Source organism: Escherichia sp. MOD1-EC5189 (assembly GCF_002966045.1).
In the GTDB taxonomy this organism is placed as follows: Bacteria; Pseudomonadota; Gammaproteobacteria; order Enterobacterales; family Enterobacteriaceae; genus Escherichia; species Escherichia coli_F.
The window spans coordinates 50,934-77,121 of record NZ_PTRX01000006.1 but is presented as its reverse complement, the minus strand read 5'-3'; the positions used below and the strand labels follow the sequence as shown (position 1 = coordinate 77,121).

The window sequence follows — 26,188 nt, the reverse complement described above, 5'->3', positions numbered from 1 at the left end:
AACAATTATTTTACATACTGGATAATTTATGAGCTACCCGTCGCTGTTTGCCCCGCTTGATTTAGGTTTTACCACGTTAAAAAACCGCGTGTTGATGGGTTCAATGCACACCGGGCTGGAGGAATACCCGGACGGTGCCGAGCGGCTGGCGGCGTTTTATGCTGAACGCGCCCGTCACGGCGTGGCGCTGATCGTTAGCGGCGGTATTGCACCTGATTTAACAGGCGTTGGCATGGAAGGCGGTGCAATGCTCAATGACGTCAGCCAGATCCCACACCATCGCACCATTACCGAAGCGGTACATCAGGAAGGCGGCAAAATCGCCCTGCAAATTTTGCATACCGGACGCTACAGCTACCAACCGCATCTGGTAGCGCCCTCCGCGTTGCAGGCCCCCATCAACCGTTTCGTTCCTCATGAACTCACCCATGAAGAGATCCTGCGACTGATCGACGATTTCGCCCGCTGCGCGCAACTGGCGCGGGAGGCCGGATACGATGGCGTAGAGGTGATGGGTTCCGAAGGGTATTTGATCAACGAGTTTCTGACTCTGCGCACCAACCAGCGTAGCGACCAGTGGGGCGGCGATTACCGCAACCGGATGCGGTTTGCCGTCGAAGTAGTGCGTGCGGTGCGCGAGCGCGTCGGCAACGACTTCATTATTATCTATCGGCTGTCGATGCTCGACCTGGTAGAAGGCGGCGGGACTTTAACCGAAACGGTAGAACTGGCGCAGGCCATTGAAGCGGCGGGCGCAACCATTATCAACACTGGAATAGGCTGGCATGAAGCGCGGATTCCGACCATCGCCACGCCAGTGCCGCGCGGCGCATTTAGCTGGGTCACACGCAAACTGAAAGGTCACGTCTCATTGCCGCTGGTGACCACCAACCGGATTAACGATCCGCAGGTTGCCGACGATATTCTCTCGCGCGGTGATGCCGATATGGTATCGATGGCGCGACCGTTTCTTGCTGATGCGGAGCTGCTGTCAAAAGCGCAATCGGGGCGAGCCGATGAGATCAACACCTGCATTGGCTGCAATCAGGCCTGTCTCGATCAGATCTTTGTCGGCAAAGTCACCTCGTGCCTGGTGAATCCTCGCGCCTGCCACGAAACCAAAATGCCGATCCTTCCCGCCGTGCAGAAAAAAAATCTGGCGGTGGTCGGCGCAGGTCCGGCGGGGCTGGCGTTTGCCATCAATGCGGCGGCGCGTGGTCATCAGGTAACGTTGTTTGATGCACATAGCGAGATCGGCGGGCAGTTTAATATCGCCAAACAGATCCCCGGCAAAGAGGAATTTTACGAAACATTGCGCTACTACCGCCGGATGATCGAAGTGACTGGCGTGACACTGAAACTTAATCACACCGTGACCGCAGATCAGTTAAAGGCGTTCGATGAAACGATCCTCGCCAGTGGGATCGTACCGCGCATTCCGCCCATCGACGGGATCGATCATCCGAAGGTGTTGAGTTATCTCGACGTACTGCGCGACAAAGCGCCGGTGGGCAACAACGTCGCCATCATTGGTTGTGGTGGGATTGGCTTTGATACAGCGATGTATTTGAGTCAGCCAGGGGAGTCCACCAGCCAGAATATCACCGAGTTTTGTAATGAGTGGGGAATCGACAGTAGCCTGCAACAGGGTGGTGGGTTAAGCCCGCAGGGAATGCAGATCCCCCGTAGCCCGCGACAGATTGTGATGCTTCAACGCAAAGCCAGCAAACCAGGGCAAGGGTTGGGCAAAACTACGGGCTGGATCCATCGCACCACCCTGCTCGCGCGCGGCGTGAAAATGATCCCAGGCGTAAGTTACCAGAAGATCGACGATGACGGGCTGCATGTGGTGATCAACGGCGAACCGCAAATTTTGGCGGTAGATCATGTGGTGATCTGCGCGGGGCAGGAGCCAAACCGCACGCTGGCACAACCGCTCATTGATAGCGGGAAAACCGTGCATTTAATTGGCGGCTGCGATGTGGCTATGGAGCTGGACGCTCGACGGGCAATTGCCCAGGGAACACGGTTGGCGCTGGAGATTTAAATCGTTATTTGAAGTGCTGGATGTGACGCTTGCTGCGTCTTATCCGGCCTACGGGTAACGTGCTAATCGTAGGCCGGATAAAGCGTTCACGCCGCATCCGGCACGTCGCGTTAATCAATAAACAAGGCGGGAGAAATGCCGAATCGCGTTGCCAGTTTTTTAGCGTGTTCCAGCGTTAATTTCCTCTTCCCGCTCAAAACGCGTGACACCATCGATTTACTGCCAATTTCCGGCAGATCGGAAAGGGTTAAACCATATTGATCCATAAGGGTACGAATCACAGCTATACCGCCAGGCATGGCTTGAGCCATGGCATTAAATTCAGCAAATTCGGGCGCTGATTCTTCCCACGCGGTTATTTTGGCACACACCAGATCCAGCAAGGGGTTTTCAGGATCGTTGAGCAGCAGATGATCTACCAGTTCCAGCGCCTGGGTGTATTGTTCCTCGTTCTGAATACCCGCCAGAAAAGGTGCCACAGCAGTTAGCTTTTCTCCTGCTTGTAAGATGTCGGCAATCGCAATCATTTTTTCCCCTTAGTACGATGAACGGTGGTAAAGAAATCGTATTCTTTATGCGTCATAACTTCACGTATGTAGCACTTTTGCGATTCAAAAAAGACCATTGCTACAACACGTAATTCATTGCCCCCGACATTGAAAACATAATGCTTATCCAGATATTTGAAGTTATCCAGAGAAGGGAATACTGCTTTTAATGACTCAGGTTTTTTGAAATATCCCTTAGCAATCGTGTTCCCCAGAGCCACCAACTCCGTTGTATGTTGCGGGTATTTTTCCGCAGCATCTTTCAATGCTTTTTGAGTTATCAGGTGCATTCTTCATCACGTCCGTTGACAAATTGGCAATATGATAACATCCGTTGACAGATTGGCAACGGATGAATTTATCTGTGTGACGGAAGAATAAACGTAGAATAACGCTAAACAAGAGAATGTAGAGGATGGTGACAGGGATTTTTTGTTTTATGGAAGCGCGATTCCAGAACTGGGCAGACATTGCCGGATGCGACGCTTGCCGCGTCTTATCCGACCTGGGGGTAATGTGCTGAACGTATGCCGGATAAGGCGTTTACGCCGCATCCGGCAGGTAGCTGTCAATCTTACCGACGACGCCCCAGCTTCACCGCTTTCAGCACCACAAATTTATTATTGGTGGCAATGGTGGTGCAGTTGCCAAAAATTTTCTTCAGTTTATGGAAGTAATCCAGGTGACGGTTGGCAACGATATACAGCTCGCCGTTGATTTTCAGGCAGCGGCGCGCGTGGTGGAACATTTCCCAGGCAACGTTATCGGTCAGTGCATGTTGCTGGTGAAACGGCGGGTTGCAGAGCACAGCATTAAAGCGGAACGGCTCCACGCCGGAGAGCGCGTTGTTGATCATAAACTCGCAGCGATCCAACGCCTCTGGCATGTTGGTTTCAACATTCAAACGGCTGGAAGCAACCGCCATTGGTGATTCATCGACAAACACCACTTTCGCCTGCGGGTTTTTATCAAGCAGCGTCAGGCCAATAACGCCGTTACCACAACCGAGATCGACAACCTCACCCTCGAGATTCTCTGGCAGATGCTGCATAAAGAAGCGCGCGCCAATATCAAGCCCGGTGCGTGAGAAGACATTCGCATGGTTGTGGATAGTCCAGTCAGTACCCTCCAGCTTCCAGCTAACGGTCTGCGGTGCATCAACCAGCGGCGGCTCGTTGAAAGTGCAGTTAATCAGGCGCGCTTTCTTCCATGCCAGTGTGGTGGTGGTCGGGCCGAGCACTTTTTCGAACAGTTCCAGCGTGGAGGTGTGAATGTCACGGGCTTTAGCACCGGCAATAATACGTGTATCCGGCGTGACTACTTTGCGCAATGCGCGCAGTTGCTGTTCCAGCAATGCCAGTGTTTTCGGCACTTTGATCAGCACTACGCCAGGCTGCTGCGGGTAGTCAGCGGTGCTGTCGAGAAACTTCACGCTCGATTCATCAATCCCGTTGAGGCGTAAATTCTCGCGCGTCGCCAGTTCGCTGATGTATGAGTCGCCAATGCTGTACGGCTTATGTTCCGCCAGCACACAACTTAACGCCCCAAAGGCATCATTCAGGATTAACACCGGGCCGCGGATTTCTGTGTCGTCCAACTGTTGCAGCAAATATTCATCTGCCGCTTCCCACGCCTGTAGCGGGTTAACGTCATCCGTCGCCGGAAAACGTTGTAGTGTCAGTGAACGGAAACCGTTGTCTAAGTGGCTCATCGGCCCTCCTGAATGATAAAATTTCGACGTTGCCCCTGAAAAGGGTGCGTGAGTATACCCTTTTTCTCTTTTTCGTGGGCGGTTATGAGCAATCTTACTTATCTTCAGGGTTATCCCGAACAGTTGCTTTCCCAGGTGCGCACGCTGATTAATGAACAGCGTCTGGGCGATGTGCTGGCAAAACGCTATCCGGGAACACACGACTACGCCACCGATAAAGCCCTCTGGCAATATACTCAGGATCTGAAGAATCAGTTTCTGCGCAATGCCCCGCCGATCAATAAAGTGATGTATGACAACAAGATCCATGTGCTGAAAAACGCGCTCGGGTTACATACCGCTGTTTCGCGTGTGCAGGGCGGCAAGCTGAAAGCAAAAGCAGAGATCCGCGTCGCTACCGTGTTTCGCAACGCGCCGGAACCGTTTTTGCGCATGATCGTGGTGCACGAGTTGGCGCACCTGAAGGAGAAAGAGCACAACAAAGCGTTTTACCAGTTGTGCTGTCATATGGAACCGCAGTACCACCAGCTTGAATTCGACACTCGTCTGTGGCTAACGCAGTTGTCGCTTGGGCAGGACAAAATCTGAAAATGATGTCAGGCGTTATCTTTTCTTCCTTTAGCGCCTAAAATCGACCTCCCCCCTTTCGTTAAGGATAACGACCATGCTGCGCGCCTTTGCCCGCCTTCTTCTCCGTATTTGTTTTTCTCGCCGGACTCTAAAGCTTGGCTGTTTATTGTTGCTTATAGCAGGAGCGACCATTTTTATTGCCGATCGCGTTATGGTCAACGCCAGCAAGCAGCTGACCTGGAGCAATGTCAACGCCGTTCCGGCGCGTAACGTGGGTTTATTGCTGGGAGCGAGGCCGGGTAATCGCTACTTTACCCGACGTATTGATACCGCAGCAGAGTTGTACCACGCCGGAAAAGTGAAATGGCTACTAGTGAGCGGCGATAACGGACGTAAAAATTACGATGAAGCCTCAGGCATGCAGCAGGCTTTGATCGCTAAAGGCGTACCCGCAAAAGTCATCTTCTGCAACTATGCCGGATTCTCAACGCTTGATTCGGTGGTGCGTGCCAAAAAGGTGTTTGGTGAAAGCCATATCACTATTATTTCGCAAGAATTTCATAACCAACGCGCCATCTGGCTGGCAAAACAGTACGGCATCGATGCCATCGGGTTTAACGCACCAGACCTGAATATGAAACATGGTTTTTATACTCAGCTGCGGGAGAAACTCGCTCGCGTCAGCGCAGTGATTGACGCGAAAATCCTCCATCGACAGCCGAAATATCTCGGGCCGTCGGTCATGATTGGGCCGTTTAGCGAGCATGGCTGTCCGGCGAAAGAATAATGCGTATCTGCGCACGTCGAAGATGAAAAAGGCGTGCTACATTGACGGCAGAATCCCTTTATGGAGTATCCACGCGTTATGATACGTTTCGCTGTGATTGGCACGAACTGGATCACCCGCCAGTTCGTCGAGGCCGCCCATGAGAGCGGTAAATACAAGTTAACCGCTGTCTATTCCCGCAGCCTTGAACAGGCCCAGCACTTCGCCAATGATTTTTCTGTCGAGCATCTGTTTACATCGCTGGAAGCGATGGCAGAAAGTGATGCTATTGACGCGGTGTATATTGCCAGCCCGAATGCCCTGCATTTTCCCCAGACACGACTTTTCCTTAGCCATAAAATTCATGTGATTTGCGAGAAACCGCTGGCGTCGAATCTGGCGGAAGTGGATGCCGCCATTGCCTGTGCGCGGGAAAATCAGGTGGTGCTGTTTGAGGCATTTAAAACCGCCAGCCTGCCGAACTTTCATTTGTTACGCCAGGTACTGCCGAAAGTTGGCAAATTGCGTAAAGTCTTTTTCAACTATTGCCAATATTCCTCGCGATATCAACGTTATCTGGACGGCGAGAATCCCAACACCTTCAATCCGGCATTCTCCAACGGTTCAATTATGGATATCGGCTTTTACTGTCTGGCGTCGGCGGTGGCGTTATTTGGTGAACCGAAAGGCGTGCAGGCAACCGCCAGTTTGCTGGCAAGTGGTGTGGATGCCCACGGCGTGGTGGTGATGGATTACGGTGATTTCAGCGTTACCTTGCAGCACTCAAAGGTCAGTGATTCTGTGCTGGCAAGTGAGATTCAGGGCGAAGCGGGATCGCTGGTGATTGAAAAACTGTCTGAATGCCAGAAAGTTTGCTTTGTGCCGCGCGGCAGCCAGATGCAGGATCTTACCCAACCGCAGCATATTAATACCATGCTGTACGAAGCAGAGCTGTTCGCTACCCTGGTGGATGAACATCTGGTAGATCATCCAGGGCTGGCGGTCAGTCGTATCACCGCCAGGCTGCTGACCGAGATCCGCCGCCAGACCGGGGTGATTTTTCCGGCAGATAGCGTAAAACTATAATAGCCAAAGTAAAACAGTGTAAAAGGGATGTAACTGACCATTGACTGACCGAATGGTCTGTCATACTTTGTTACCTGCAAAGGGGAGTAACTTCATTGCCGGTCGATCGTCATTACGATGTGTGAAAAACCACATCCGGTCACCGGGCAACCCGAAAGGAATACGCAGACGTATTCCTTTTTTGTTGTAAGTGAGACCTTGCCGGAAGGCGAGGTCTATGCATAAAAAGCAGCGGCTGACGTCTTCCGACGTTGGCCGTTTTTTTATGTGTAAGGAACTTCTATGAATACTGTCGGCACGCCGTTGCTATGGGGCGGATTCGCTGTTGTTGTCGTCATTATGCTGGCTATCGACCTGTTGTTGCAGGGGCGTCGCGGGGCACATGCCATGACCATGAAACAGGCTGCGGCCTGGTCGCTGGTCTGGGTGACACTGTCGTTATTGTTTAATGCCGCTTTCTGGTGGTATCTGGCGCAGACACAGGGGCGCGAAGTCGCGGACCCTCAGGCATTGGCCTTCCTCACGGGTTATCTGATTGAGAAATCACTGGCGGTCGATAACGTCTTCGTCTGGCTGATGTTGTTCAGCTATTTCTCTGTTCCGGCGGCATTACAACGCCGCGTGCTCGTGTATGGCGTACTCGGGGCGATTGTTCTGCGTACCATCATGATCTTCACTGGCAGCTGGCTGATTTCGCAGTTCGACTGGATCCTGTATATCTTCGGTGCCTTCCTGCTGTTTACTGGCGTGAAGATGGCGCTGGCTCATGAAGATGAATCAGGTATTGGTGACAAGCCGCTGGTGCGTTGGCTGCGCGGTCATTTGCGTATGACCGACACCATCGACAACGAGCATTTCTTTGTGCGTAAGAATGGTTTGTTGTATGCCACGCCGCTGATGCTGGTACTGATTCTGGTGGAGTTGAGCGACGTGATTTTCGCCGTGGATAGCATTCCGGCTATCTTCGCCGTGACCACTGATCCGTTCATTGTGCTGACCTCAAACCTGTTTGCAATCCTCGGCCTGCGTGCGATGTATTTCCTGCTAGCGGGCGTTGCGGAGCGTTTCTCGATGCTCAAATATGGCCTGGCGGTGATTCTGGTGTTTATCGGTATCAAGATGCTGATTGTCGACTTCTACCATATTCCAATCGCCGTCTCGCTGGGCGTGGTGTTTGGCATTCTGGTGATGACGTTTATTATCAACGCCTGGGTGAATTATCGGCATGATAAGCAGCGGGTGGGATAATTCGCTGTATATTAAGCCACTACGGGTGATAACTCATTCCAGACAAAGATGAGCGATTAAGTATGTAACCGACTTATAGCTCTTTACAAAAAGATCGCTTGGGTGTTAGTGGCGTCAAAATCACCGAAGCGTTCCCTGGAGGCCGGGGCAGCGGCGATTGGCCGCTCCCTGCGCCAGTGACTTTATGTGGCATCGCATATCACAGGAGCGCAACAGTTCTCATATGCCAAATAGTTTTGCCTATATGTTATCTAATCAGTCTCAGCAGCCAGTCCTTCCCTCTGTTTATGTCAAACAAATGTAACCATTAAGTTGCAAAATATGACCTCTCTTTAAAATCCAGCATTTTTCGCTTCCCGAAGCTGTAACTTTCCTTATACTCGACCTTGCAAACACTTTGTTACATCCTGAAAGATGCGTCGACAGAACGCACCAGGGATGTGCGACAACACAATGAAAGGATCGAAAAATGACTACGCAACGTTCACCGGGGCTATTCCGGCGTCTGGCTCATGGCAGCCTGGTAAAACAAATCCTGGTCGGCCTTGTTCTGGGGATTCTTCTGGCATGGATCTCAAAACCGGCGGCTGAAGCTGTCGGTCTGTTAGGTACTTTGTTCGTTGGTGCCCTGAAAGCTGTAGCGCCGATTCTGGTGCTGATGCTGGTAATGGCATCTATTGCTAACCACCAGCACGGGCAGAAAACCAACATTCGCCCTATTCTGTTCCTCTATCTGCTGGGCACCTTCTCTGCTGCTCTGGCCGCGGTAGTCTTCAGCTTTGCCTTCCCTTCTACCCTGCACTTGTCCAGTAGCGCGAGTGATATTTCGCCACCGTCAGGCATTGTAGAAGTGATGCGTGGGCTGGTAATGAGCATGGTTTCCAACCCCATCGACGCGTTGCTGAAAGGTAACTACATCGGGATTCTGGTGTGGGCTATTGGCCTCGGTTTCGCACTGCGTCACGGTAACGAAACCACTAAAAACCTGGTCAATGATATGTCGAATGCCGTCACCTTTATGGTGAAACTGGTCATTCGTTTCGCACCGATCGGTATTTTTGGTCTGGTTTCTTCTACCCTGGCAACCACCGGTTTCTCCACACTGTGGGGCTACGCGCAACTGCTGGTGGTGCTGGTTGGCTGTATGTTACTGGTGGCGCTGGTGGTTAACCCATTGCTGGTGTGGTGGAAAATTCGTCGTAACCCGTTCCCGCTGGTGCTGCTGTGCCTGCGCGAAAGCGGCGTGTACGCCTTCTTCACCCGCAGCTCTGCGGCGAACATTCCGGTGAATATAGCGCTGTGTGAAAAGCTGAATCTGGATCGCGATACCTATTCCGTTTCTATTCCGCTGGGTGCAACGATCAATATGGCGGGCGCAGCAATCACCATTACCGTGTTGACGCTGGCTGCGGTTAATACGCTGGGTATTCCGGTGGATCTACCAACGGCGCTGCTGTTGAGCGTAGTGGCTTCTCTGTGCGCCTGTGGTGCGTCCGGCGTGGCAGGTGGTTCTCTGCTGCTGATCCCGCTGGCCTGTAATATGTTCGGTATTTCGAACGATATCGCCATGCAGGTGGTTGCCGTCGGCTTTATCATCGGCGTATTGCAGGACTCTTGCGAAACCGCGCTGAACTCTTCAACTGACGTGCTGTTCACTGCGGCAGCTTGCCAGGCAGAAGACGATCGTCTGGCAAATAGCGCCCTGCGTAATTAATTGTTTAACCCCTTTCGTCTACTGCGGAAGGGGTTGTTTTCTCTACTTTAAACGGATCAATTCCCCTTTTCTGCATCCGCCAGAAACGAATGATATTCAGGCCATTCATGAGCAGAAAACTCCCCTCAATCATCGTGCCGCCTATCGACCCCGCCCAGAAGTTGTGAATCACCCAGCAACACGTTGAAAACCACATTACGCAGCGCATGGTCAGTCCTTTACAGCGGAATAGCGCCCAGGTACTGACAATCGTGCCGATAACCGGCAATAGTTCGACAGGATGATGGAACTTCGCGAGGCCAATTCCGCCAGTCAGCACAATAAAAATCGCCATTACCCATAAGCTGCGCGTGCGTAAGGTAATCAATGTACGAATGGCATTAAGGATGGCACTGGCACCAGCGGGATAGGTGCCCAGAAGAAAAAAATGTACGCCAATAACGGCGCTATAGACCGAAAGCTGCTTTTTGAAGCGACGTTCGTCACGATTGAAAAATGTTGTGATACCAATCAGAAAGGCGATGACACCCACGCCCTGGGCCAGCCAATACGCGGTCATGATAAATCCTTAGCAGGTATGGAAAAGCAAACGGCGCTTCACATTATGAAACGCCGTTTTTTATTAACAACTCATTTCGACTTTATAGCGTTACGCCGCTTTTAAAGATCGCCAGTTCGCGGAAGTCGTTACGCTCGTTGCAGGTTTGCTTACCGTTGGCAAACTCAACGATGGTGTCGATAAATTCCTCCAGCAACTGCGGCATCGCTTTACCGTGGATCAGCTGACCCGCGTCAAAGTCGATCCAGTGTTTTTTCTTCGCCGCCAGTTCACTGTTGGTGGCGATTTTCACCGTTGGCACAAATCCACCATACGGCGTACCACGACCCGTACTGAACAGCACCATATGGCAGCCCGCACCCGCCAGGGCGCTGGTCGCTACGGCATCGTTACCCGGCGCACTTAACAAGTTCAGCCCCGGCGTTTTCAGACGCTCGCCGTAACGCAGCACGTCAACCACGACGCTGGAACCCGCTTTTTGGGTACAGCCAAGTGATTTGTCTTCCAGCGTGGTGATACCGCCCGCTTTGTTCCCCGGCGATGGGTTTTCGTAGATCGGCTGGTCATGGGCAATAAAGTACTGCTTGAAGTCATTGACCATGGTGACCAGTTTTTCAAACGTTGCTTCGTCACGACAATGGTCCATCAGCAACTGCTCTGCGCCGAACATCTCCGGCACTTCGGTCAGTACGGTAGTACCACCGTTAGCAATCACGTAGTCAGAGAAACGCCCCAACATCGGGTTAGCAGTAATACCAGAAAGACCGTCAGAACCACCGCACTCCAGACCAAACTTCAGTTCGCTGAGTTTGCCTGGCTCACGCTTGTCGTTGCGCATCACGTTATACAGCTGATGCAAATGCTCGATCCCGGCTTCGATCTCATCATCCTGCTGTTGGCAGATCATGAAATGAACGCGTTCAGGATCGATATCGCCCAACGTTTCACGGAATGCGGCAACCTGGTTGTTTTCACAACCCAGGCCAATCACCAGCACTGCGCCCGCGTTCGGGTGGCGCACCATATTTTGCAGCATGGTGCGGGTATTGATGTGATCGTCGCCCAGCTGTGAGCAGCCGTAGGTGTGGCTGAAGAGGAACACGCCGTCAGTACCTTCGGCGTTGTTGGTCTCTTTCAGGAAACGATTTTGGATCTGCCGCGCGATGCCGTTGACACAGCCCACGGTTGGCAAGATCCACAGCTCATTACGCACCCCGACATCGCCGTTAGCGCGACGATAGATCTGCACTTCACGATCTGCCGCTTGCGCAGGCAGATCCTGAAAATCAGGTTGATAGCGATACTGATCCAGATCGCTCAGATTCGTGCGCGTATTGTGGGCGTGGACGTGTTCCCCCGCCGCAATATCCGCCAATGCATAACCAATCGGCAGGCCATATTTGATGACGTTGGCCCCTTTTGCGATATCCGTTAACGCAAATTTATGTCCACGAGCAACATCCTGGCGCAGCGTAACAGTCTGGTTATCGACACTGACTTCTGTGCCTTCCGCCAAATCTGCTAAAGCAACCGCGACGTTATCCAGCGCATGGATCTTGATGTATTGCATATCAACCCCAGACCTTAGTTCAGTTCAATGGCGAAGTAGTCACGCGCATTGTTAAAGCAAATATTTTTCACCATCTCGCCCAGCAGGTTGATGTCCGCCGGTGCTTCGCCCGCTTCCACCCAGCGGCCAATCATCTGGCACAGAATGCGGCGGAAGTATTCGTGACGGGTGTATGACAAGAAGCTACGGCTATCAGTCAGCATACCGACAAAGCGGCTCAGCAGACCGAGCTGCGCCAGTTGGGTCATCTGACGTTCCATACCGTCTTTCTGATCGTTAAACCACCAGCCGGAACCGAACTGCATTTTGCCCGGCATACCTTCGCCCTGGAAGTTACCGATCATGGTGCCCAGCACTTCGTTATCGCGTGGGTTCAGGCAGTACAGAATAGTTTTCGGCAGCAGGTTTTCTTCGTTCTGCTTGCTCAGCAACTTAGACAGCTCTTCTGCCATCGGACGGTCGTTGATGGAATCAAAGCCTACATCCGGCCCCAGCAGTTTGAACTGACGCAGGTTGTTATTACGCAGTGCGCCGATGTGGTACTGCTGTACCCAGCCGCGACGTGCGTATTCGGCACCAAGGAACACCAGCACCGCAGTTTTGAACTGTGCCACTTCGTGCTCGCTCAGGGTTTCGCCTGCCAGACGGCGCGCCAGAATGCTATCCAGTTCCGCTTCGTTCGCTTCAGCAAACATCACCACGTCCAGCGCGTGGTCAGACACTTTACAGCCGTGAGCGGCGAAGTGATCCAGACGCTTGGTCAGGGCTGTTTGCAGGTCAGCAAAACGACGGATGTCGGTATCAGAGACTTCACCCAGCTTCGCCATGTAGTCGTTAAAGGTCGCCTGTTCGATGTTGAAAGCTTTGTCCGGACGCCAGCTCGGTAGCACTTTAATGGTGAAAGAGCCGTCTTTGGCGATCTCAGCGTGATGCTCCAGTGAATCGATCGGGTCATCGGTAGTGCCGACCATTTTCACGTTCATCTGCTGCATGATGCCGCGCGCAGAGAAATTATCCTGCGCCAGCAGTTCGTTACATTCGTTCCAGATTTCGTCAGCGGTAGACGGGGAAAGCAATTTGCCGGTAATACCAAATGGACGACGCAGTTCGAGGTGCGTCCAGTGGTATAACGGGTTGCCGATAGTGTGCGGAACGGTCGCCGCCCAGGCGTCAAATTTTTCACGGTCAGACGCATCACCGGTACACAGACGCTCAGCCACGCCATTAGTGCGCATAGCACGCCATTTGTAGTGATCACCTTTCAGCCAGATGTCATACAGGTTTTTAAAACGATAGTCTTCTGCGATTTGCTGCGGCGGCAAATGGCAATGGTAATCGAAAATCGGCTGGTCTTTTGCGTAGTCGTGATACAGACGGCGGGCAAATTCGGTATCTAACAGGAAATCTTCAGTCATAAACGGAGTCATTTTCGTCTTCCTCTCAACGAGTGAGCTAGCTTGCTTATGGTGCGATGCTGACAAAGTTATCACACCAATTTCCAGAGTCCGAAGATATTTTCGTGAGATAGATCAATAAACGTAGTTAAAAAAATTACTCTCAAAGTGGTAAATCTCGCTGCAAGCCGCGCCAGTACTGGCCTCGCTATCATCAGGTAATGTCCCTACAAATATTCCCACATTTGTGATGGCTCTCACCTTTTAAAGTTGTATGACAAGTTATCTTTCTGCCGTCGCAAATCATAAGTCGACGGAATGCAAATTGCCGATTCATTCATTTGTTAGATGAATCGGGTTAACCGGTACGGAAGCCGAATTAGCACGAAACTTTCATGGCAACGTTCGGGGCGTGCCGGTTTTTTTTCGGTTACCCGGTCGTAACTAACATCTTCAGCCTCTGGCGGGATGATGGCCGCGCTTCCTGCGGATATAACAAAACGATGAGGTTTTACATGCGTAAAATTAAAGGGTTACGTTGGTATATGATCGCACTGGTGACGCTCGGCACCGTGCTTGGTTACCTGACGCGTAACACTGTGGCGGCAGCTGCGCCAACTCTGATGGAAGAGTTAAACATCTCCACCCAACAGTATTCCTATATCATCGCAGCCTATTCTGCTGCTTATACGGTCATGCAACCGGTAGCAGGTTATGTACTGGATGTGCTGGGTACGAAAATCGGTTACGCAATGTTTGCTGTACTGTGGGCTGTGTTCTGTGGCGCAACCGCGCTGGCAGGTAGCTGGGGTGGCCTGGCGGTTGCTCGTGGTGCGGTAGGTGCTGCAGAGGCGGCGATGATCCCGGCGGGTCTGAAAGCCAGTTCCGAATGGTTCCCGGCAAAAGAGCGTTCCATCGCGGTCGGCTACTTTAACGTAGGTTCTTCGATTGGTGCCATGATTGCGCCGCCGCTGGTGGTATGGGCAATCGTGATGCACAGCTGGCAGATGGCATTTATCATCTCCGGTGCGTTGAGCTTTATCTGGGCGATGGCATGGCTGATTTTCTACAAGCATCCGCGCGACCAGAAACATCTGACCGATGAAGAACGTGACTACATTATTAATGGTCAGGAAGCCCAGCACCAGGTTGACACAGCGAAGAAAATGTCCGTTGGTCAGATCCTGCGTAACCGTCAGTTCTGGGGTATCGCGCTACCGCGTTTCCTGGCTGAACCTGCCTGGGGTACTTTTAACGCGTGGATCCCGCTGTTCATGTTTAAAGTTTACGGCTTTAACCTGAAAGAGATCGCGATGTTCGCCTGGATGCCGATGCTGTTTGCTGACCTCGGTTGTATCCTCGGTGGTTACCTGCCGCCGCTGTTCCAGCGTTGGTTTGGCGTGAACCTGATCGTTTCCCGTAAGATGGTAGTAACGCTGGGTGCGGTGCTGATGATTGGCCCAGGTATGATCGGTCTGTTCACTAACCCGTATGTCGCGATTATGCTGCTGTGTATCGGTGGTTTTGCTCACCAGGCCCTGTCTGGCGCACTGATTACGCTCTCTTCTGACGTGTTCGGTCGTAACGAAGTGGCGACGGCGAACGGTTTAACCGGGATGTCCGCATGGCTGGCAAGTACGCTGTTTGCACTGGTAGTCGGTGCACTGGCTGACACCATCGGCTTCAGCCCGCTGTTCGCAGTTCTGGCAGTATTCGACCTGCTGGGTGCGCTGGTTATCTGGACTGTGTTGCAGAACAAACCGGCGATTGAGGTGGCGCAGGAATCACATAACGATCCCGCACCGCAACATTAAGGCTTAACGTAAGTTGTAATGACGAAGCCGCCAGTTCAGGCGGCTTCGTTGTTTGTAGAGAAAAAACCGTTTATCCGGGTTACAGGATTAATTGATAGTTGGCAAGGATGGGGTAAATATTACCGACAATTTACCCATGTAATATCCAGCCTGTTTTGCCGTCACATTAAATTTATCCACCACCAACGTCAGTGGTGTGGGGACACACATCACTGCGTAACGAATGCCGGGCAACACTACCGGACGTACACGTTTAAGATTGATGTTGTTCCAGACGATACTTTCATTGTTGCGCACATCGATTTGCCCGCCAGTCTCCGGGTTAGACATTTTGACGCGATAGTCGATACGTTCCGCTGCGTCAGTAGATGTGCCTCCCTGACGATATATGGAGAATTCACCATTGTTGCGCCCCGCCGCCGCGCGTCCCTCATCTTTTAGCAAGATTTCATAGCTGAGGCCATTACCGTTAAAACCGTCATACAGGCACATGTCAAGCATGGTCAGGTCTTGTGCGTAATTGCTGCCATTGACGCTGCCCGTAGGATGTAAATCTAACTGCACACGCGGCGTGGCATGCGCAAACTCAGGAAAGAAGACGTCTATATGATTGGGGTCGAGGGTATTCAGGGTAATATCCGCAAAATAGTCCTGTGAAGGGCTATTCAAATGTAATTTCACTGACCCTTTCCAGACGCCACCGATCGGTAGCTTCTTCATTTCAGCCTGTTCAAGGTAAAGTGTGAGTTGTCTCCTGTCCGCGCCATATGTGCCCGTGTTATCTCTGCAATTCCACCCGGTATAATCAGTAAGAGGGAGTTGTTTAGTATACCCTTCACAATCTGAACCGACTCTTGATGTTTGTGCAGATATGTATCCTTTAAGTTTTACCTGCCAACGCATACCACTGCGCTGTTCTGTCATATAGATTTGCACTGTGGACATGTTAGAGCTGCTGGTACAGGTTTGCTGCAAATTAGAGAATGCACATAAATAAGACGCATACTTATTTTTTGCTGGTGGTTCTTCTCGATTCCAGAAGTAATAATCTGCTCTTCCTGATGCTAAATCATATGTCACTTCTGCAGTGACAACAGGTGCAGACTGGGCATACTGAGCGGAGAAAAATATCCCCCAAATACCTGCAATCAATCGCTTTCTCATGGTGCAACCTCCCTTTGCGCCGTTTGTACGTTTCCGCGTAATTTAGGCTGTTTTAACTGTGCCTGAACCTGAATGGACTCCGGTAATTGCGAATAACTCACGATGCTGCAAGTCACAACCCCGCTGTAGCGAATGCTGGCACGTTTCTTCACAACACTCAGTGGACACTTAAGGAAATGCTGCCCGGAAAGCAGATACAGATCTTTTTCACTACCGCTAATCTCAAGTGTAAATCCACCGTCTTCAGCCACCAGTAACATGGCGCTGTTCAGACCAACCAGCGGGAATTTCTCTACTGATGCGGGCAATAACAAGCGACCGATATAGTTGTAATTAAAGCTGGCAGATACTTCGCGATAGCGCAGCTTGCCGGGTAACAACATTAATTCACGATTTCCAGCACCGTTAATGATGTTGGTTGTCCCTTGCTGATAGCCCTGGCTGCTATCGTTAACTTCCACAAAACCCGACTGGAACCCGGCGTAAGGAAACAATACGCTGTCATTTTGACCAAGTTGCAATGTTCTGCTGCCCGCCACTCGCGCTTCGAGTTGCAGCTCCTGACTCTGTTCATCCTGTTCAGAGAAACCTTTCACATCCACCAACACCGCCCCCAGCAGATCATCTGAGCCGCTGGCCCCCACATTAATGCCATAGCGACTCACCGCTAGTGTGGAGCTATATGTACCGGTAAAGGCTGAGATATGATCATGATTCTGGCGATCATAACTGTCCGAAACAGTAGCGTAGACATTTCCATATTGACCATCCCAACGCCCGTTAACCGCGCTGTTTATGGTATCGGTGTTCAGACCGCCGACGGTCACGCCAAGCTCTTTATGGCTGAATGAGTCGTTATAAAAGGTATGAGATAACTGCCATGACGTTTGATCGCCATCCTGATCGCTATAACGATAGTCAGTAGAAACATTGGTTAAATAGCTGTTGTTATTGCTATCCATCGTTGGCGTATCAGATAACGAAAACGATAAGTACAAGCCGTTATCGTCGTTATCATCCCCATTGTCATTACGATGGAAAACACCAACAGTAGTACTCAAAATCCAGTCACGCATCACGAAAGCGCGGGAAGCACTGAGTTGTAAAGTTTCGGAAATACTTTGCGCCGTCGTCTGGCGAAGATAGTTATTTTCAAAGCTCTGCTGTTTGTCCCAACGCAGATTGTCATTCGTGTTATTTTGCGTACGGGTATAACCCAGCATCATGTTCCAGCCTACAAGATTCTGTGAAATCGTCGCGGAGATGCTTTCATAACAGCTTAAGGCGTTGTAGCTTTCTCGGTTGTCGGTTGTACAAACATCACCATCAGAGTTGGTACGATAAAAGCCCAATGTCGGCCATCCCGATTGACTCCAGTTAGCCTGTTGCATTTCACCTTTGCCACCATCATCGTTACGGAACACGCTGGCGTTGATGAGTAGATTTCCTGCCACGCCTAAATCTGCTGTCCAGTTATTGCCTAACTCGAAGGCACTAACATCATCTGCATTCGCCAGCCCTGCATAGAGCTCATATTGCGGATGTAATGGCAGGCGCACACCCAGCTGATAAGCCGAACTTTCATCATCAGAAGCTTGAGATGTGGTTTTCCCCGCCTGTAAAAACCACTGGGCATTTCCGTCTGTCAGACCGCCGGTTTTGGTAAATGGCACGAGCTCAGTGCGGGTGAGTTGGTTATTTTCATAGACTTTTAACGCCACGCTGTAACTGCCTGGCGGAAAGGAATTGGTATTAATAAATTGCGAACCGCTATTGAGGTAAAACGACCCCAAAAGTTGTTCATTACGATAAGCATCAACACGTGAATTGCGCGAAAGCAAAACCATTACCGGGGTTCCCTGCTGGCTTTGCGTCTGGTTTAAATAACTGAGCGTCGACCCGATACGCATTCCGTCGATTGCACCGAGTGGCAGAAAGTTAAACGTAAAGTTACCACCTTGTGCATTAAATAATGTGCGGTTGTCCATCCGCCCCGCCTGCACATAATAACGACGTAAAAAATCGTAGCGATAATAGAGATCGCTGACATCAGCATTACTGTCACTGATATCATCACCATCATAACCGTTGAAATTCCAGTGGGCGCCAATATAACTATTTTCTGTTATTCCCTGCGCACCATTACCTTGAATTGACAACGATTGGTAATCGTCCTGTACCAGCACATTAATATCTTGCTGATGTATAAACGCGTTAACCGTATTTTTGTCAGGATTTAAATACAATGATTTCGTATCAAACGCAGAACTCCATTGCGGATTGAGAAAGAGCGTTGCTGAACTTTCCTCATCATTGAAGATTATTTCTACCGTCTCAGTATTAAGAAAACCACAGCCTGAATCAGTACGTACAAAGCCACAAGCCAGTTCACCATGGCGAGCTAACGGTTGCGATAGTTTTTCTTTCACTGTACGTGCGATTTTTTGATCGTCGGTGTTCAATTCCAGTTTACTGTATAAACTCGATGAGTCCAGAAATGTTATGGTATCAAGATTAACCATTGCATAGTATTTACCGAGACTTTTCCCTGCAAAATAAACCTCGATATACTCCTGCTGTCCTTGAGCAATAATCTCGAAACCAGCGGGGATTTTTGTTAATGTTGCCTTTGCCGGGCTGATACTCGCCAGGATCAAAAGAGCCAGTAGTTTTTTATCCATGGCAGTCCTGTAATCCATAATAAATACTAAAATAGTTAAAAGAAGGGAGGAATTTCCTCCCTTTATTACATGTTAATTCTGTTATTAGGATTAGATATCCTGGGACAGATAAATGCTGACTACGCCACTGTAAATACCTGTTTCCAGAACACCTTTGGTGGCTTGAGCAAACATCAGTGGTTTAGCCAGCGAACCGTTAGTTAACGCATCGGAAGCAAAGATTTTTGTTGCAGTAAAAGTGGTTGCCGCATCAGCTTTAATCTCTTCACCGCCCCAGGTAACAGTCAGCGGAACAACTTTAGTAGCGTCCAGGCTTTGAACCAGTTGTGCAGGAGAAACTAACTGCATTTTCACGTCTTTGGTCGTGTCATTTGACCAGATTTTGGTCATTAACTGGTAAGATTGCAGGCCCTGCCCCGGCAGATATTGCATTTCAACTGCTTTCGGCAGTGCGCTGTTATCTGTCTGAGTCATATCCAGAGCAGCATCAACGTTGGCAGTAACAGTGATATCTTTTTGTACTGCTAATGCAGAACCTGCAACGGAAAACATTGCCGCTACCAGAAGGGATTTTGCGAATACCTTTTTCATTACTATTCCTTTGTTTATTACAATGATAATTAATGAACCGCCAGTTCAAACTCGCCATTATCCTTGGTGATCCAGTTATTATATTTGACAACGATTTTATCGTAGCCAGATATGCCTTCTAAACTTCTTTCCTGACCAGGGAAAATGTTTTTATTTACGGTCTGTGTTCTGCATTCCACAGAGCCACTTTTTTTACAATAGTCAATGGTTAATATCTTAAGACGTTGATTGCCATTATTGATTAACTTTTTATCGGCATTTATATCTAACTTTGCCACAGGCTGCTGAGGTGGCACGCTGACAACAATCCCCCAAATTAAGTTAACCGTTAATTGCATGGAGAGATCTTTTTTATTAGCTGTTGCATCATCAATGCTGGGTACAGCTGCAAATTTAACCCGATAGTTTTTTTCTTTTTGCTCAGGTTCCATTGCCACAAAACGTACGGTTTTGCTACTACCGCCAGGCAAAGCAAATTTGGGCGGCATCACCACTAGTTGGTTTGCATCGCCTGAAGTTACTTCTATTTCTTTTTCTTGTGGTGTTGATGGATTATCGATACGAAATACTGTTGCCTTTATATATTGTACTTCATCCGTTTTCGATATTACACGAACACTTCCTTCTCCCTGACTGTTTATAGATACAGACATAGGATAGACCGTCATATTTGCTTGTCCTGGTATTGACCAAAATAAAATAATACAAACCAGAACAAATAGAACTCTTATGCATTTCACAATGATATTTTCTTTTACGAAAGTTACCGAATGCGCACATTAGATTGATTGAGAGGGTAAATGTCAAAGCAATAATCCATTGACAATATAAATTTTATTTTCTGAAAGAATGGTTAACTTACTGAAAAATATAGACCACAGCAATATCACCTGCTGAAAATTAGGAATTTATAAAGATAAAAAATACATATATATATTAATTTTAGATAGATGCGAGTAATAAAACTACCGTGGCATACCCTTGAATAAAGTGGTATGATAACTTTGTCCGCATTCCACTCCGGGAGACGCATATGGAAATCACTGAACCACGCCGTTTGTATCAACAACTTGCCGCTGATCTGAAAGAGCGCATCGAACAGGGCGTCTATCTGGTGGGTGATAAACTGCCTGCTGAACGCTTTATTGCCGATGAAAAAAACGTCAGTCGCACCGTGGTTCGTGAAGCCATCATCATGCTTGAAGTTGAAGGCTATGTAGAGGTGCGTAAAGGCTCGGGTATTCATGTGGTTTCCAACCAGCCGCGCCATCAGCAGTCGGCTGACACTAATATGGAATTCGCCAATTACGGTCCGTTTGAGCTGCTTCAGGCACGTCAGCTCATCGAAAGTAATATTGCCGAGTTCGCAGCGACCCAGGTAACCAAACAGGACATCATGAAACTGATGGCCATCCAGGAGCAGGCGCGCGGCGAACAATGCTTCCGTGATTCCGAGTGGGATTTGCAGTTCCATATTCAGGTTGCCCTGGCGACGCAGAACTCCGCCCTGGCAGCCATCGTTGAAAAAATGTGGACCCAACGTAGCCATAACCCATACTGGAAAAAACTGCACGAGCATATTGATGCCCGTACTGTCGATAACTGGTGCGATGACCACGATCAGATCCTCAAAGCGTTAATTCGCAAAGATCCCCATGCCGCGAAGCTGGCAATGTGGCAGCATCTGGAAAACACCAAGATCATGTTATTTAACGAAACCAGCGACGATTTCGAGTTCAATGCCGACCGCTATCTGTTCGCCGAAAATCCCGTTGTGCATCTTGATACGGCCACCAGCGGCAGCAAATGAAATCCCCATTCGGCAGGCGCAACGACGCGCCTGTTTGCCTCGTCGGTAAGCGAAAAGTATAAAGTGTCAGCCTGTGTAAATCCTCTCGCCTCCCTCCCCTGCATTCAGCAAAATCAGACTCCACGGACATGTAATTTTGATAACGAACAACGTTGACCTTTGTTACAATTAGATTCAATTTGAATTTATGCTTTTGAATGCTTTCTTATCTCACGATTTAACAGGGAATAGTTCAGGCTGTGTTGATGTATCAAACCCGCAGAACATACCAAAACAGCAATAACATTGCGGTAGTGCATCTTTTAAAACCAGCGTGGCGTTAACCGATTCACCAGGAATAATGAATGGAACTTTTGACCCAATTGCTGCAAGCCCTGTGGGCGCAGGATTTTGAAACCCTGGCCAATCCGTCGATGATTGGCATGCTCTATTTTGTTTTATTTGTAATTTTGTTCCTTGAAAACGGCTTGCTTCCGGCGGCCTTTTTACCGGGCGACAGTTTACTGGTGTTGGTCGGCGTATTGATTGCGAAAGGCGCGATGGGCTATCCGCAAACAATTCTGCTACTGACCGTTGCCGCCAGCCTCGGCTGCTGGGTCAGCTATATTCAGGGGCGATGGCTGGGCAATACCCGCACCGTACAAAACTGGCTATCTCATTTACCCGCGCATTATCATCAACGCGCACACCATCTTTTTCATAAACACGGTTTATCGGCGCTGTTAATTGGTCGCTTTATTGCGTTTGTCAGAACACTGCTGCCGACGATTGCCGGGTTATCAGGGCTGAATAACGCGCGCTTTCAGTTCTTCAACTGGATGAGCGGTCTGCTGTGGGTATTAATCCTGACAACTCTGGGTTACATGCTCGGCAAAACGCCGGTATTTTTAAAGTACGAGGACCAGCTGATGTCATGCCTGATGCTGCTCCCGGTGGTGCTGCTGGTGTTTGGCCTGGCAGGTTCTCTGGTCGTGTTATGGAAAAAGAAATATGGAAATCGGGGGTAAGGGATGCAAATACCTCGCATGTCGCTTCGCCAGCTAACCTGGTCCGGCGCTGTTTTACTTCTGGTCGGCACGCTGTTGCTGGCCTGGTCCGCGGTTCGCCAGCAAGAGTCTACGCTGGCGATTCGTGCCGTTCATCAAGGCACAACGATGCCAGACGGTTTTTCAATCTGGCATCACCTTGACGCTCACGGCATTCCTTTCAAAAGCATCACCCCTAAAAACGACACTCTGTTAATTACGTTTGACTCCAGCGACCAGAGTGCCGCAGCAAAAGCGGTTCTCGACAGAACATTGCCCCATGGCTACATCATTGCGCAGCAGGACAATAATAGTCAGGCTATGCAGTGGCTAACCCGATTGCGGGATAACTCTCATCGCTTCGGATAACTTCCTGTTATCCGAAACAGATCACTCACTTTGGTGATTTCACCGTAACTGTCTATGATTAATGAGGCGGTGGTCAACACTACCGCTTCGTTGTCTGGACAATCGTTCCTTTGTAATAGGTCCGAATCACAATGGAAGGTTCAAGAATGAAATACCGCATCGCTTTAGCTGTTTCTCTTTTTGCTCTTAGTACCGGTAGTTATGCCACTACCCTGTGTCAGGAAAAGGAGCAAAATATCCTTAAGGAGATCAGCTATGCCGAAAAACACCAAAACCAGAATCGTATTGACGGTCTGAATAAAGCCCTGAGTGAAGTCCGGGCCAACTGTTCAGATAGCCAGCTGCGTGCCGATCATCAGAAGAAAATCGCAAAGCAGAAAGATGAGGTGGCGGAACGCCAGCAAGATTTAGCCGAGGCGAAGCAAAAAGGCGATGCCGATAAGATTGCCAAACGCGAACGGAAACTGGCAGAAGCGCAGGAAGAGCTGAAAAAGCTGGAAGCGCGCGACTACTAACTCACAATAGTCACTACTTACTCACCTGGAGAAAACTATGTCGAAAGAACACACTACGGAACATCTGCGTGCTGAGTTGAAATCCCTTTCCGATACGCTGGAAGAGGTGCTTAGCTCATCTGGCGAGAAGTCGAAAGAAGAGTTGAGTAAGATTCGTAGCAAAGCGGAGCAGGCACTGAAACAGAGCCGTTATCGCCTGGGTGAAACCGGTGATGCCATTGCCAAACAAACCCGTGTCGCGGCGGCGCGTGCCGATGAGTATGTGCGTGAAAATCCGTGGACGGGCGTGGGCATTGGCGCTGCAATCGGTGTAGTGCTCGGCGTTCTGCTGTCGCGTCGTTAATTATGGCGGACACTCATCACGCGCAAGGGCCCGGTAAAAGCGTTCTGGGCATCGGGCAGCGAATTGTTTCCATCATGGTTGAAATGGTGGAGACACGTCTGCGGCTGGCGGTGGTGGAGCTGGAAGAGGAAAAAGCCAATCTCTTTCAGCTTTTACTGATGCTGGGCCTGACGATGCTTTTCGCTGCATTTGGTCTTATGAGCCTGATGGTGCTGATTATCTGGGCGGTTGATCCGCAATATCGCCTGAATGCGATGATTGCCACCACCGTGGTGTTGCTGCTACTGGCACTCATTGGCGGTATCTGGACGTTACGTAAATCGCGTAAATCCACCTTACTGCGCCATACGCGCCATGAGCTGGCAAACGATCGGCAACTGCTCGAGGAGGAGTCCCGTGAGCAGTAAAGTCGAACGTGAACGACGTAAGGCGCAACTGCTTAGCCAGATCCAGCAACAACGGCTGGATCTTTCCGCCAGTCGTCGTGAATGGCTGGAGGCGACAGGCGCTTATGATCGTCGCTGGAATATGCTGCTGAGTCTGCGCTCCTGGGCGCTGGTTGGCAGTAGTGTGATGGCTATCTGGACGATTCGTCATCCCAATATGCTGGTCCGCTGGGCCAGACGCGGTTTTGGTGTATGGAGCGCCTGGCGTCTGGTGAAAACAACCCTCAAGCAACAACAGCTTCGCGGTTAACTTCCTCTCTGGCCGGAGACATTCCGGCCTTATTCCTCAAATTTTTTGAAAATATTTGACAGTTTTCCTTGCTAACAATCACGCTTCGCCACGTTTATGATTCTCTCCATCGAAAGCAACGACGCTAATACCGCGCCCTTGCACAAAAAAACAATCAGCAGCCTGAGCGGCGCAGTGGAGAGTAAGATGAAAAAATTAGAAGATGTTGGGGTACTGGTCGCACGCATTTTAATGCCGATTCTGTTTATTACGGCAGGTTGGGGAAAAATTACTGGCTACGCGGGTACGCAACAATATATGGAAGCGATGGGTGTCCCTGGCTTTATGTTGCCACTGGTGATTCTGCTTGAGTTTGGTGGTGGTCTGGCAATCCTGTTCGGTTTCCTGACACGTACCACTGCCCTGTTTACTGCGGGCTTTACGCTGCTGACGGCATTTTTATTTCACAGCAATTTTGCAGAAGGCATGAACTCGCTGATGTTTATGAAAAACCTGACTATTTCTGGCGGATTCCTGCTGCTGGCGATTACCGGTCCGGGCGCGTATAGCATCGACCGTCTGTTGAATAAAAAGTGGTAAGTACGCGCTATACTTAACGATAAAAAACGAGGGGGAACACTCCTCGTTTCAGATTGTTGACAAAGTGCGCGTTGTTCATGCCGGATGCGGCGTGAACGCCTTATCCGGCCTACAAAAACATGCAAATTCAATACATTGCAGAAACCTCGTAGGCCTGATAAGCATAGCGCATCAGGCAGTTTTGCGTTTGCCATCAGTCTCAAACGAGGAGAAACGCTCCTCGTTTTTGCTATTGGAGGAGAGAAAAATGGGTCAACTGATTGACGGCGTCTGGCATGACACCTGGTACGACACCAAATCCACCGGCGGTAAATTTCAACGTTCAGCTTCCGCATTTCGTAACTGGCTCACTGCCGATGGCGCGCCAGGCCCCACTGGCAAAGGCGGTTTTGCCGCAGAGAAAGATCGTTATCATCTCTATGTTTCACTCGCCTGCCCGTGGGCGCACCGCACGCTGATCATGCGTAAGCTCAAAGGACTGGAACCGTTTATTTCCGTTTCCGTAGTGAACCCGCTGATGCTGGAAAACGGCTGGACCTTTGATGACAGTTTTCCGGGAGCAACCGGCGACACGCTCTATCAACATGAATTTCTGTATCAGCTTTATCTCCACGCCGATCCACACTACAGCGGACGAGTTACTGTTCCCGTACTGTGGGACAAAAAGAACCACACCATCGTCAGCAACGAATCAGCAGAAATCATACGCATGTTCAATACCGCGTTTGATGCGCTGGGTGCGAAAGCTGGAGATTACTACCCACCAGCCCTGCAACCGAAAATTGACGAACTTAACGGCTGGATTTACGACACCGTTAACAATGGCGTGTATAAAGCCGGTTTTGCCACCAGCCAGCAAGCCTACGACGAGGCGGTGGCGAAAGTGTTTGAATCGCTGGCGCGACTGGAACAGATTTTAGGTCAGCATCGTTACCTGACCGGCAACCAGCTAACCGAAGCCGATATTCGCCTGTGGACCACACTGGTCCGTTTTGATCCGGTGTATGTCACCCACTTCAAGTGCGATAAGCACCGTATCAGCGATTACCTTAACTTGTACGGCTTCCTGCGCGATATCTACCAGATGCCGGGAATTGCCGAAACCGTCAATTTCGATCACATCCGTAATCATTACTTCCGCAGCCATAAGACCATCAACCCTACGGGGATTATTTCAATTGGTCCGTGGCAGGATCTCGATGAACCGCATGGACGAGATGTTCGCTTCGGTTAAAAAAAGGCACCTTACGAGGTGCCTCTGATAATTAGCTAAGTGCGTGTTGTTCATGTCGGATGCGGCGTAAACGCCTTATCAAACCTACAAAACATTTATATTCAATATGTTGCAATGACCGCGCAGGCCAGATAAGCGTAGCGCATCTGGCAAT

The 26,188-nt window shown here is 50.0% G+C and carries 27 protein-coding genes; 17 read left to right on the top strand and 10 right to left on the bottom strand.

Annotated features, from left to right (window positions below):
- Positions 1–28: 28 nt before the first annotated feature.
- Complete coding sequence (fadH, locus tag ATB02_RS06880) at positions 29–2,047, top strand: NADPH-dependent 2,4-dienoyl-CoA reductase (RefSeq protein ID WP_105271291.1); 2,019 nt, start codon at positions 29–31, stop codon at positions 2,045–2,047.
- Positions 2,048–2,157: 110 nt separating this feature from the next.
- Here fadH and higA read toward each other — a convergent pair whose 3' ends face one another.
- From higA to rlmG, 3 genes are all read right to left on the bottom strand, one after another.
- On the bottom strand, positions 2,158–2,574 hold the full coding sequence (gene higA, locus ATB02_RS06875; protein ID WP_000560266.1) for a type II toxin-antitoxin system antitoxin HigA: 417 nt from the start codon (positions 2,572–2,574) through the stop codon (positions 2,158–2,160).
- Positions 2,571–2,885, bottom strand: coding sequence for a type II toxin-antitoxin system toxin HigB (gene higB / locus ATB02_RS06870; RefSeq protein WP_105271290.1), 315 nt, complete (start codon positions 2,883–2,885; stop codon positions 2,571–2,573). Before higB ends, higA begins: the two co-directional genes overlap by 4 nt.
- Before the next feature lie 284 nt (positions 2,886–3,169).
- Positions 3,170–4,306, bottom strand: coding sequence for a 23S rRNA (guanine(1835)-N(2))-methyltransferase RlmG (rlmG, locus tag ATB02_RS06860; RefSeq protein ID WP_105271288.1), 1,137 nt, complete (start codon positions 4,304–4,306; stop codon positions 3,170–3,172).
- A gap of 84 nt (positions 4,307–4,390) precedes the next feature.
- On the opposite strand from rlmG, the gene ATB02_RS06855 reads away from it, so the two are divergent.
- The 5 genes from ATB02_RS06855 (at position 4,391) to sstT (ending at position 9,690) form a co-directional block, all read left to right on the top strand.
- A complete protein-coding gene (locus tag ATB02_RS06855) occupies positions 4,391–4,894 on the top strand; it encodes a M48 metallopeptidase family protein (protein WP_001295542.1) in 504 nt (167 codons plus the stop codon).
- A 76-nt stretch (positions 4,895–4,970) separates the two neighbouring features.
- On the top strand, positions 4,971–5,663 hold the full coding sequence (locus tag ATB02_RS06850; protein WP_105271287.1) for a SanA/YdcF family protein: 693 nt from the start codon (positions 4,971–4,973) through the stop codon (positions 5,661–5,663).
- 78 nt (positions 5,664–5,741) lie between these two features.
- Positions 5,742–6,728, top strand: a complete 987-nt coding sequence (locus ATB02_RS06845) for a Gfo/Idh/MocA family protein (RefSeq protein ID WP_105271344.1) — start codon at positions 5,742–5,744, stop codon at positions 6,726–6,728.
- 282 nt (positions 6,729–7,010) lie between these two features.
- Positions 7,011–7,976, top strand: a complete 966-nt coding sequence (gene alx / locus ATB02_RS06840; protein ID WP_001098830.1) for a TerC family membrane protein Alx — start codon at positions 7,011–7,013, stop codon at positions 7,974–7,976.
- A gap of 469 nt (positions 7,977–8,445) precedes the next feature.
- Entirely contained in the window at positions 8,446–9,690 is a 1,245-nt protein-coding gene (gene sstT / locus ATB02_RS06830; RefSeq protein WP_105271286.1) for a serine/threonine transporter SstT, read from the top strand.
- A gap of 4 nt (positions 9,691–9,694) precedes the next feature.
- Here the strand turns inward: sstT and ATB02_RS06825 are convergent, their stop codons facing one another.
- The 3 genes from ATB02_RS06825 to uxaC all read right to left on the bottom strand — a co-directional run bounded on the left by ATB02_RS06825 (position 9,695) and on the right by uxaC (position 13,246).
- The gene (locus tag ATB02_RS06825) at positions 9,695–10,249 is read right to left on the bottom strand and encodes a YgjV family protein (RefSeq protein ID WP_000128139.1); all 555 of its coding nucleotides are present in this window, start codon (positions 10,247–10,249) and stop codon (positions 9,695–9,697) included.
- 82 nt (positions 10,250–10,331) lie between these two features.
- Positions 10,332–11,819: an altronate dehydratase gene (uxaA, locus tag ATB02_RS06820; protein WP_001199376.1), complete on the bottom strand. Its 1,488-nt coding sequence runs from the start codon at positions 11,817–11,819 to the stop codon at positions 10,332–10,334.
- Between the two features lie 14 nt (positions 11,820–11,833).
- A complete protein-coding gene (gene uxaC, locus ATB02_RS06815; protein WP_000187442.1) occupies positions 11,834–13,246 on the bottom strand; it encodes a glucuronate isomerase in 1,413 nt (470 codons plus the stop codon).
- A gap of 482 nt (positions 13,247–13,728) precedes the next feature.
- On the opposite strand from uxaC, the gene exuT reads away from it, so the two are divergent.
- Positions 13,729–15,027, top strand: coding sequence for a hexuronate transporter ExuT (exuT, locus tag ATB02_RS06810; protein ID WP_001298326.1), 1,299 nt, complete (start codon positions 13,729–13,731; stop codon positions 15,025–15,027).
- An 87-nt stretch (positions 15,028–15,114) separates the two neighbouring features.
- Here the strand turns inward: exuT and ATB02_RS06805 are convergent, their stop codons facing one another.
- The 4 genes from ATB02_RS06805 to ATB02_RS06790 all read right to left on the bottom strand — a co-directional run bounded on the left by ATB02_RS06805 (position 15,115) and on the right by ATB02_RS06790 (position 20,194).
- Entirely contained in the window at positions 15,115–16,191 is a 1,077-nt protein-coding gene (locus ATB02_RS06805) for a CfaE/CblD family pilus tip adhesin (RefSeq protein WP_105271285.1), read from the bottom strand.
- Entirely contained in the window at positions 16,188–18,872 is a 2,685-nt protein-coding gene (locus ATB02_RS06800) for a TcfC E-set like domain-containing protein (RefSeq protein WP_105271284.1), read from the bottom strand. The genes ATB02_RS06805 and ATB02_RS06800 overlap by 4 nt, the downstream gene beginning before the upstream one ends.
- 90 nt (positions 18,873–18,962) lie before the next feature.
- A complete protein-coding gene (locus ATB02_RS06795; protein WP_032185169.1) occupies positions 18,963–19,463 on the bottom strand; it encodes a CS1 type fimbrial major subunit in 501 nt (166 codons plus the stop codon).
- 29 nt (positions 19,464–19,492) lie between these two features.
- Positions 19,493–20,194, bottom strand: coding sequence for a fimbria/pilus periplasmic chaperone (locus ATB02_RS06790; RefSeq protein WP_157945203.1), 702 nt, complete (start codon positions 20,192–20,194; stop codon positions 19,493–19,495).
- A 302-nt stretch (positions 20,195–20,496) separates the two neighbouring features.
- Between ATB02_RS06790 and exuR the strand changes: the two genes are divergently transcribed.
- The 10 genes from exuR to yqjG all read left to right on the top strand — a co-directional run bounded on the left by exuR (position 20,497) and on the right by yqjG (position 26,034).
- The gene (gene exuR, locus ATB02_RS06785; protein ID WP_000406496.1) at positions 20,497–21,273 is read left to right on the top strand and encodes a transcriptional regulator ExuR; all 777 of its coding nucleotides are present in this window, start codon (positions 20,497–20,499) and stop codon (positions 21,271–21,273) included.
- A 239-nt stretch (positions 21,274–21,512) separates the two neighbouring features.
- Positions 21,513–21,596, top strand: a complete 84-nt coding sequence (gene yqiM, locus ATB02_RS26630) for a protein YqiM (protein ID WP_211180508.1) — start codon at positions 21,513–21,515, stop codon at positions 21,594–21,596.
- Positions 21,597–21,617: 21 nt separating this feature from the next.
- Complete coding sequence (yqjA, locus tag ATB02_RS06780; RefSeq protein ID WP_000422149.1) at positions 21,618–22,280, top strand: DedA family general envelope maintenance protein YqjA; 663 nt, start codon at positions 21,618–21,620, stop codon at positions 22,278–22,280.
- A gap of 3 nt (positions 22,281–22,283) precedes the next feature.
- Positions 22,284–22,667, top strand: a complete 384-nt coding sequence (mzrA, locus tag ATB02_RS06775) for an EnvZ/OmpR regulon moderator MzrA (RefSeq protein WP_001166773.1) — start codon at positions 22,284–22,286, stop codon at positions 22,665–22,667.
- Positions 22,668–22,813: 146 nt separating this feature from the next.
- On the top strand, positions 22,814–23,182 hold the full coding sequence (gene yqjC / locus ATB02_RS06770) for a DUF1090 family protein YqjC (protein ID WP_001352920.1): 369 nt from the start codon (positions 22,814–22,816) through the stop codon (positions 23,180–23,182).
- Positions 23,183–23,219: 37 nt separating this feature from the next.
- A complete protein-coding gene (locus ATB02_RS06765) occupies positions 23,220–23,525 on the top strand; it encodes a DUF883 family protein (RefSeq protein ID WP_000031415.1) in 306 nt (101 codons plus the stop codon).
- A 2-nt stretch (positions 23,526–23,527) separates the two neighbouring features.
- Entirely contained in the window at positions 23,528–23,932 is a 405-nt protein-coding gene (locus ATB02_RS06760; protein WP_000785722.1) for a phage holin family protein, read from the top strand.
- Entirely contained in the window at positions 23,922–24,221 is a 300-nt protein-coding gene (locus ATB02_RS06755) for a YqjK-like family protein (protein ID WP_000096086.1), read from the top strand. Before ATB02_RS06760 ends, ATB02_RS06755 begins: the two co-directional genes overlap by 11 nt.
- Before the next feature lie 186 nt (positions 24,222–24,407).
- Complete coding sequence (locus ATB02_RS06750; protein ID WP_000732238.1) at positions 24,408–24,800, top strand: DoxX family protein; 393 nt, start codon at positions 24,408–24,410, stop codon at positions 24,798–24,800.
- Positions 24,801–25,047: 247 nt separating this feature from the next.
- Positions 25,048–26,034: a glutathionyl-hydroquinone reductase YqjG gene (gene yqjG, locus ATB02_RS06745; protein ID WP_000531180.1), complete on the top strand. Its 987-nt coding sequence runs from the start codon at positions 25,048–25,050 to the stop codon at positions 26,032–26,034.
- Positions 26,035–26,188: the final 154 nt, after the last annotated feature.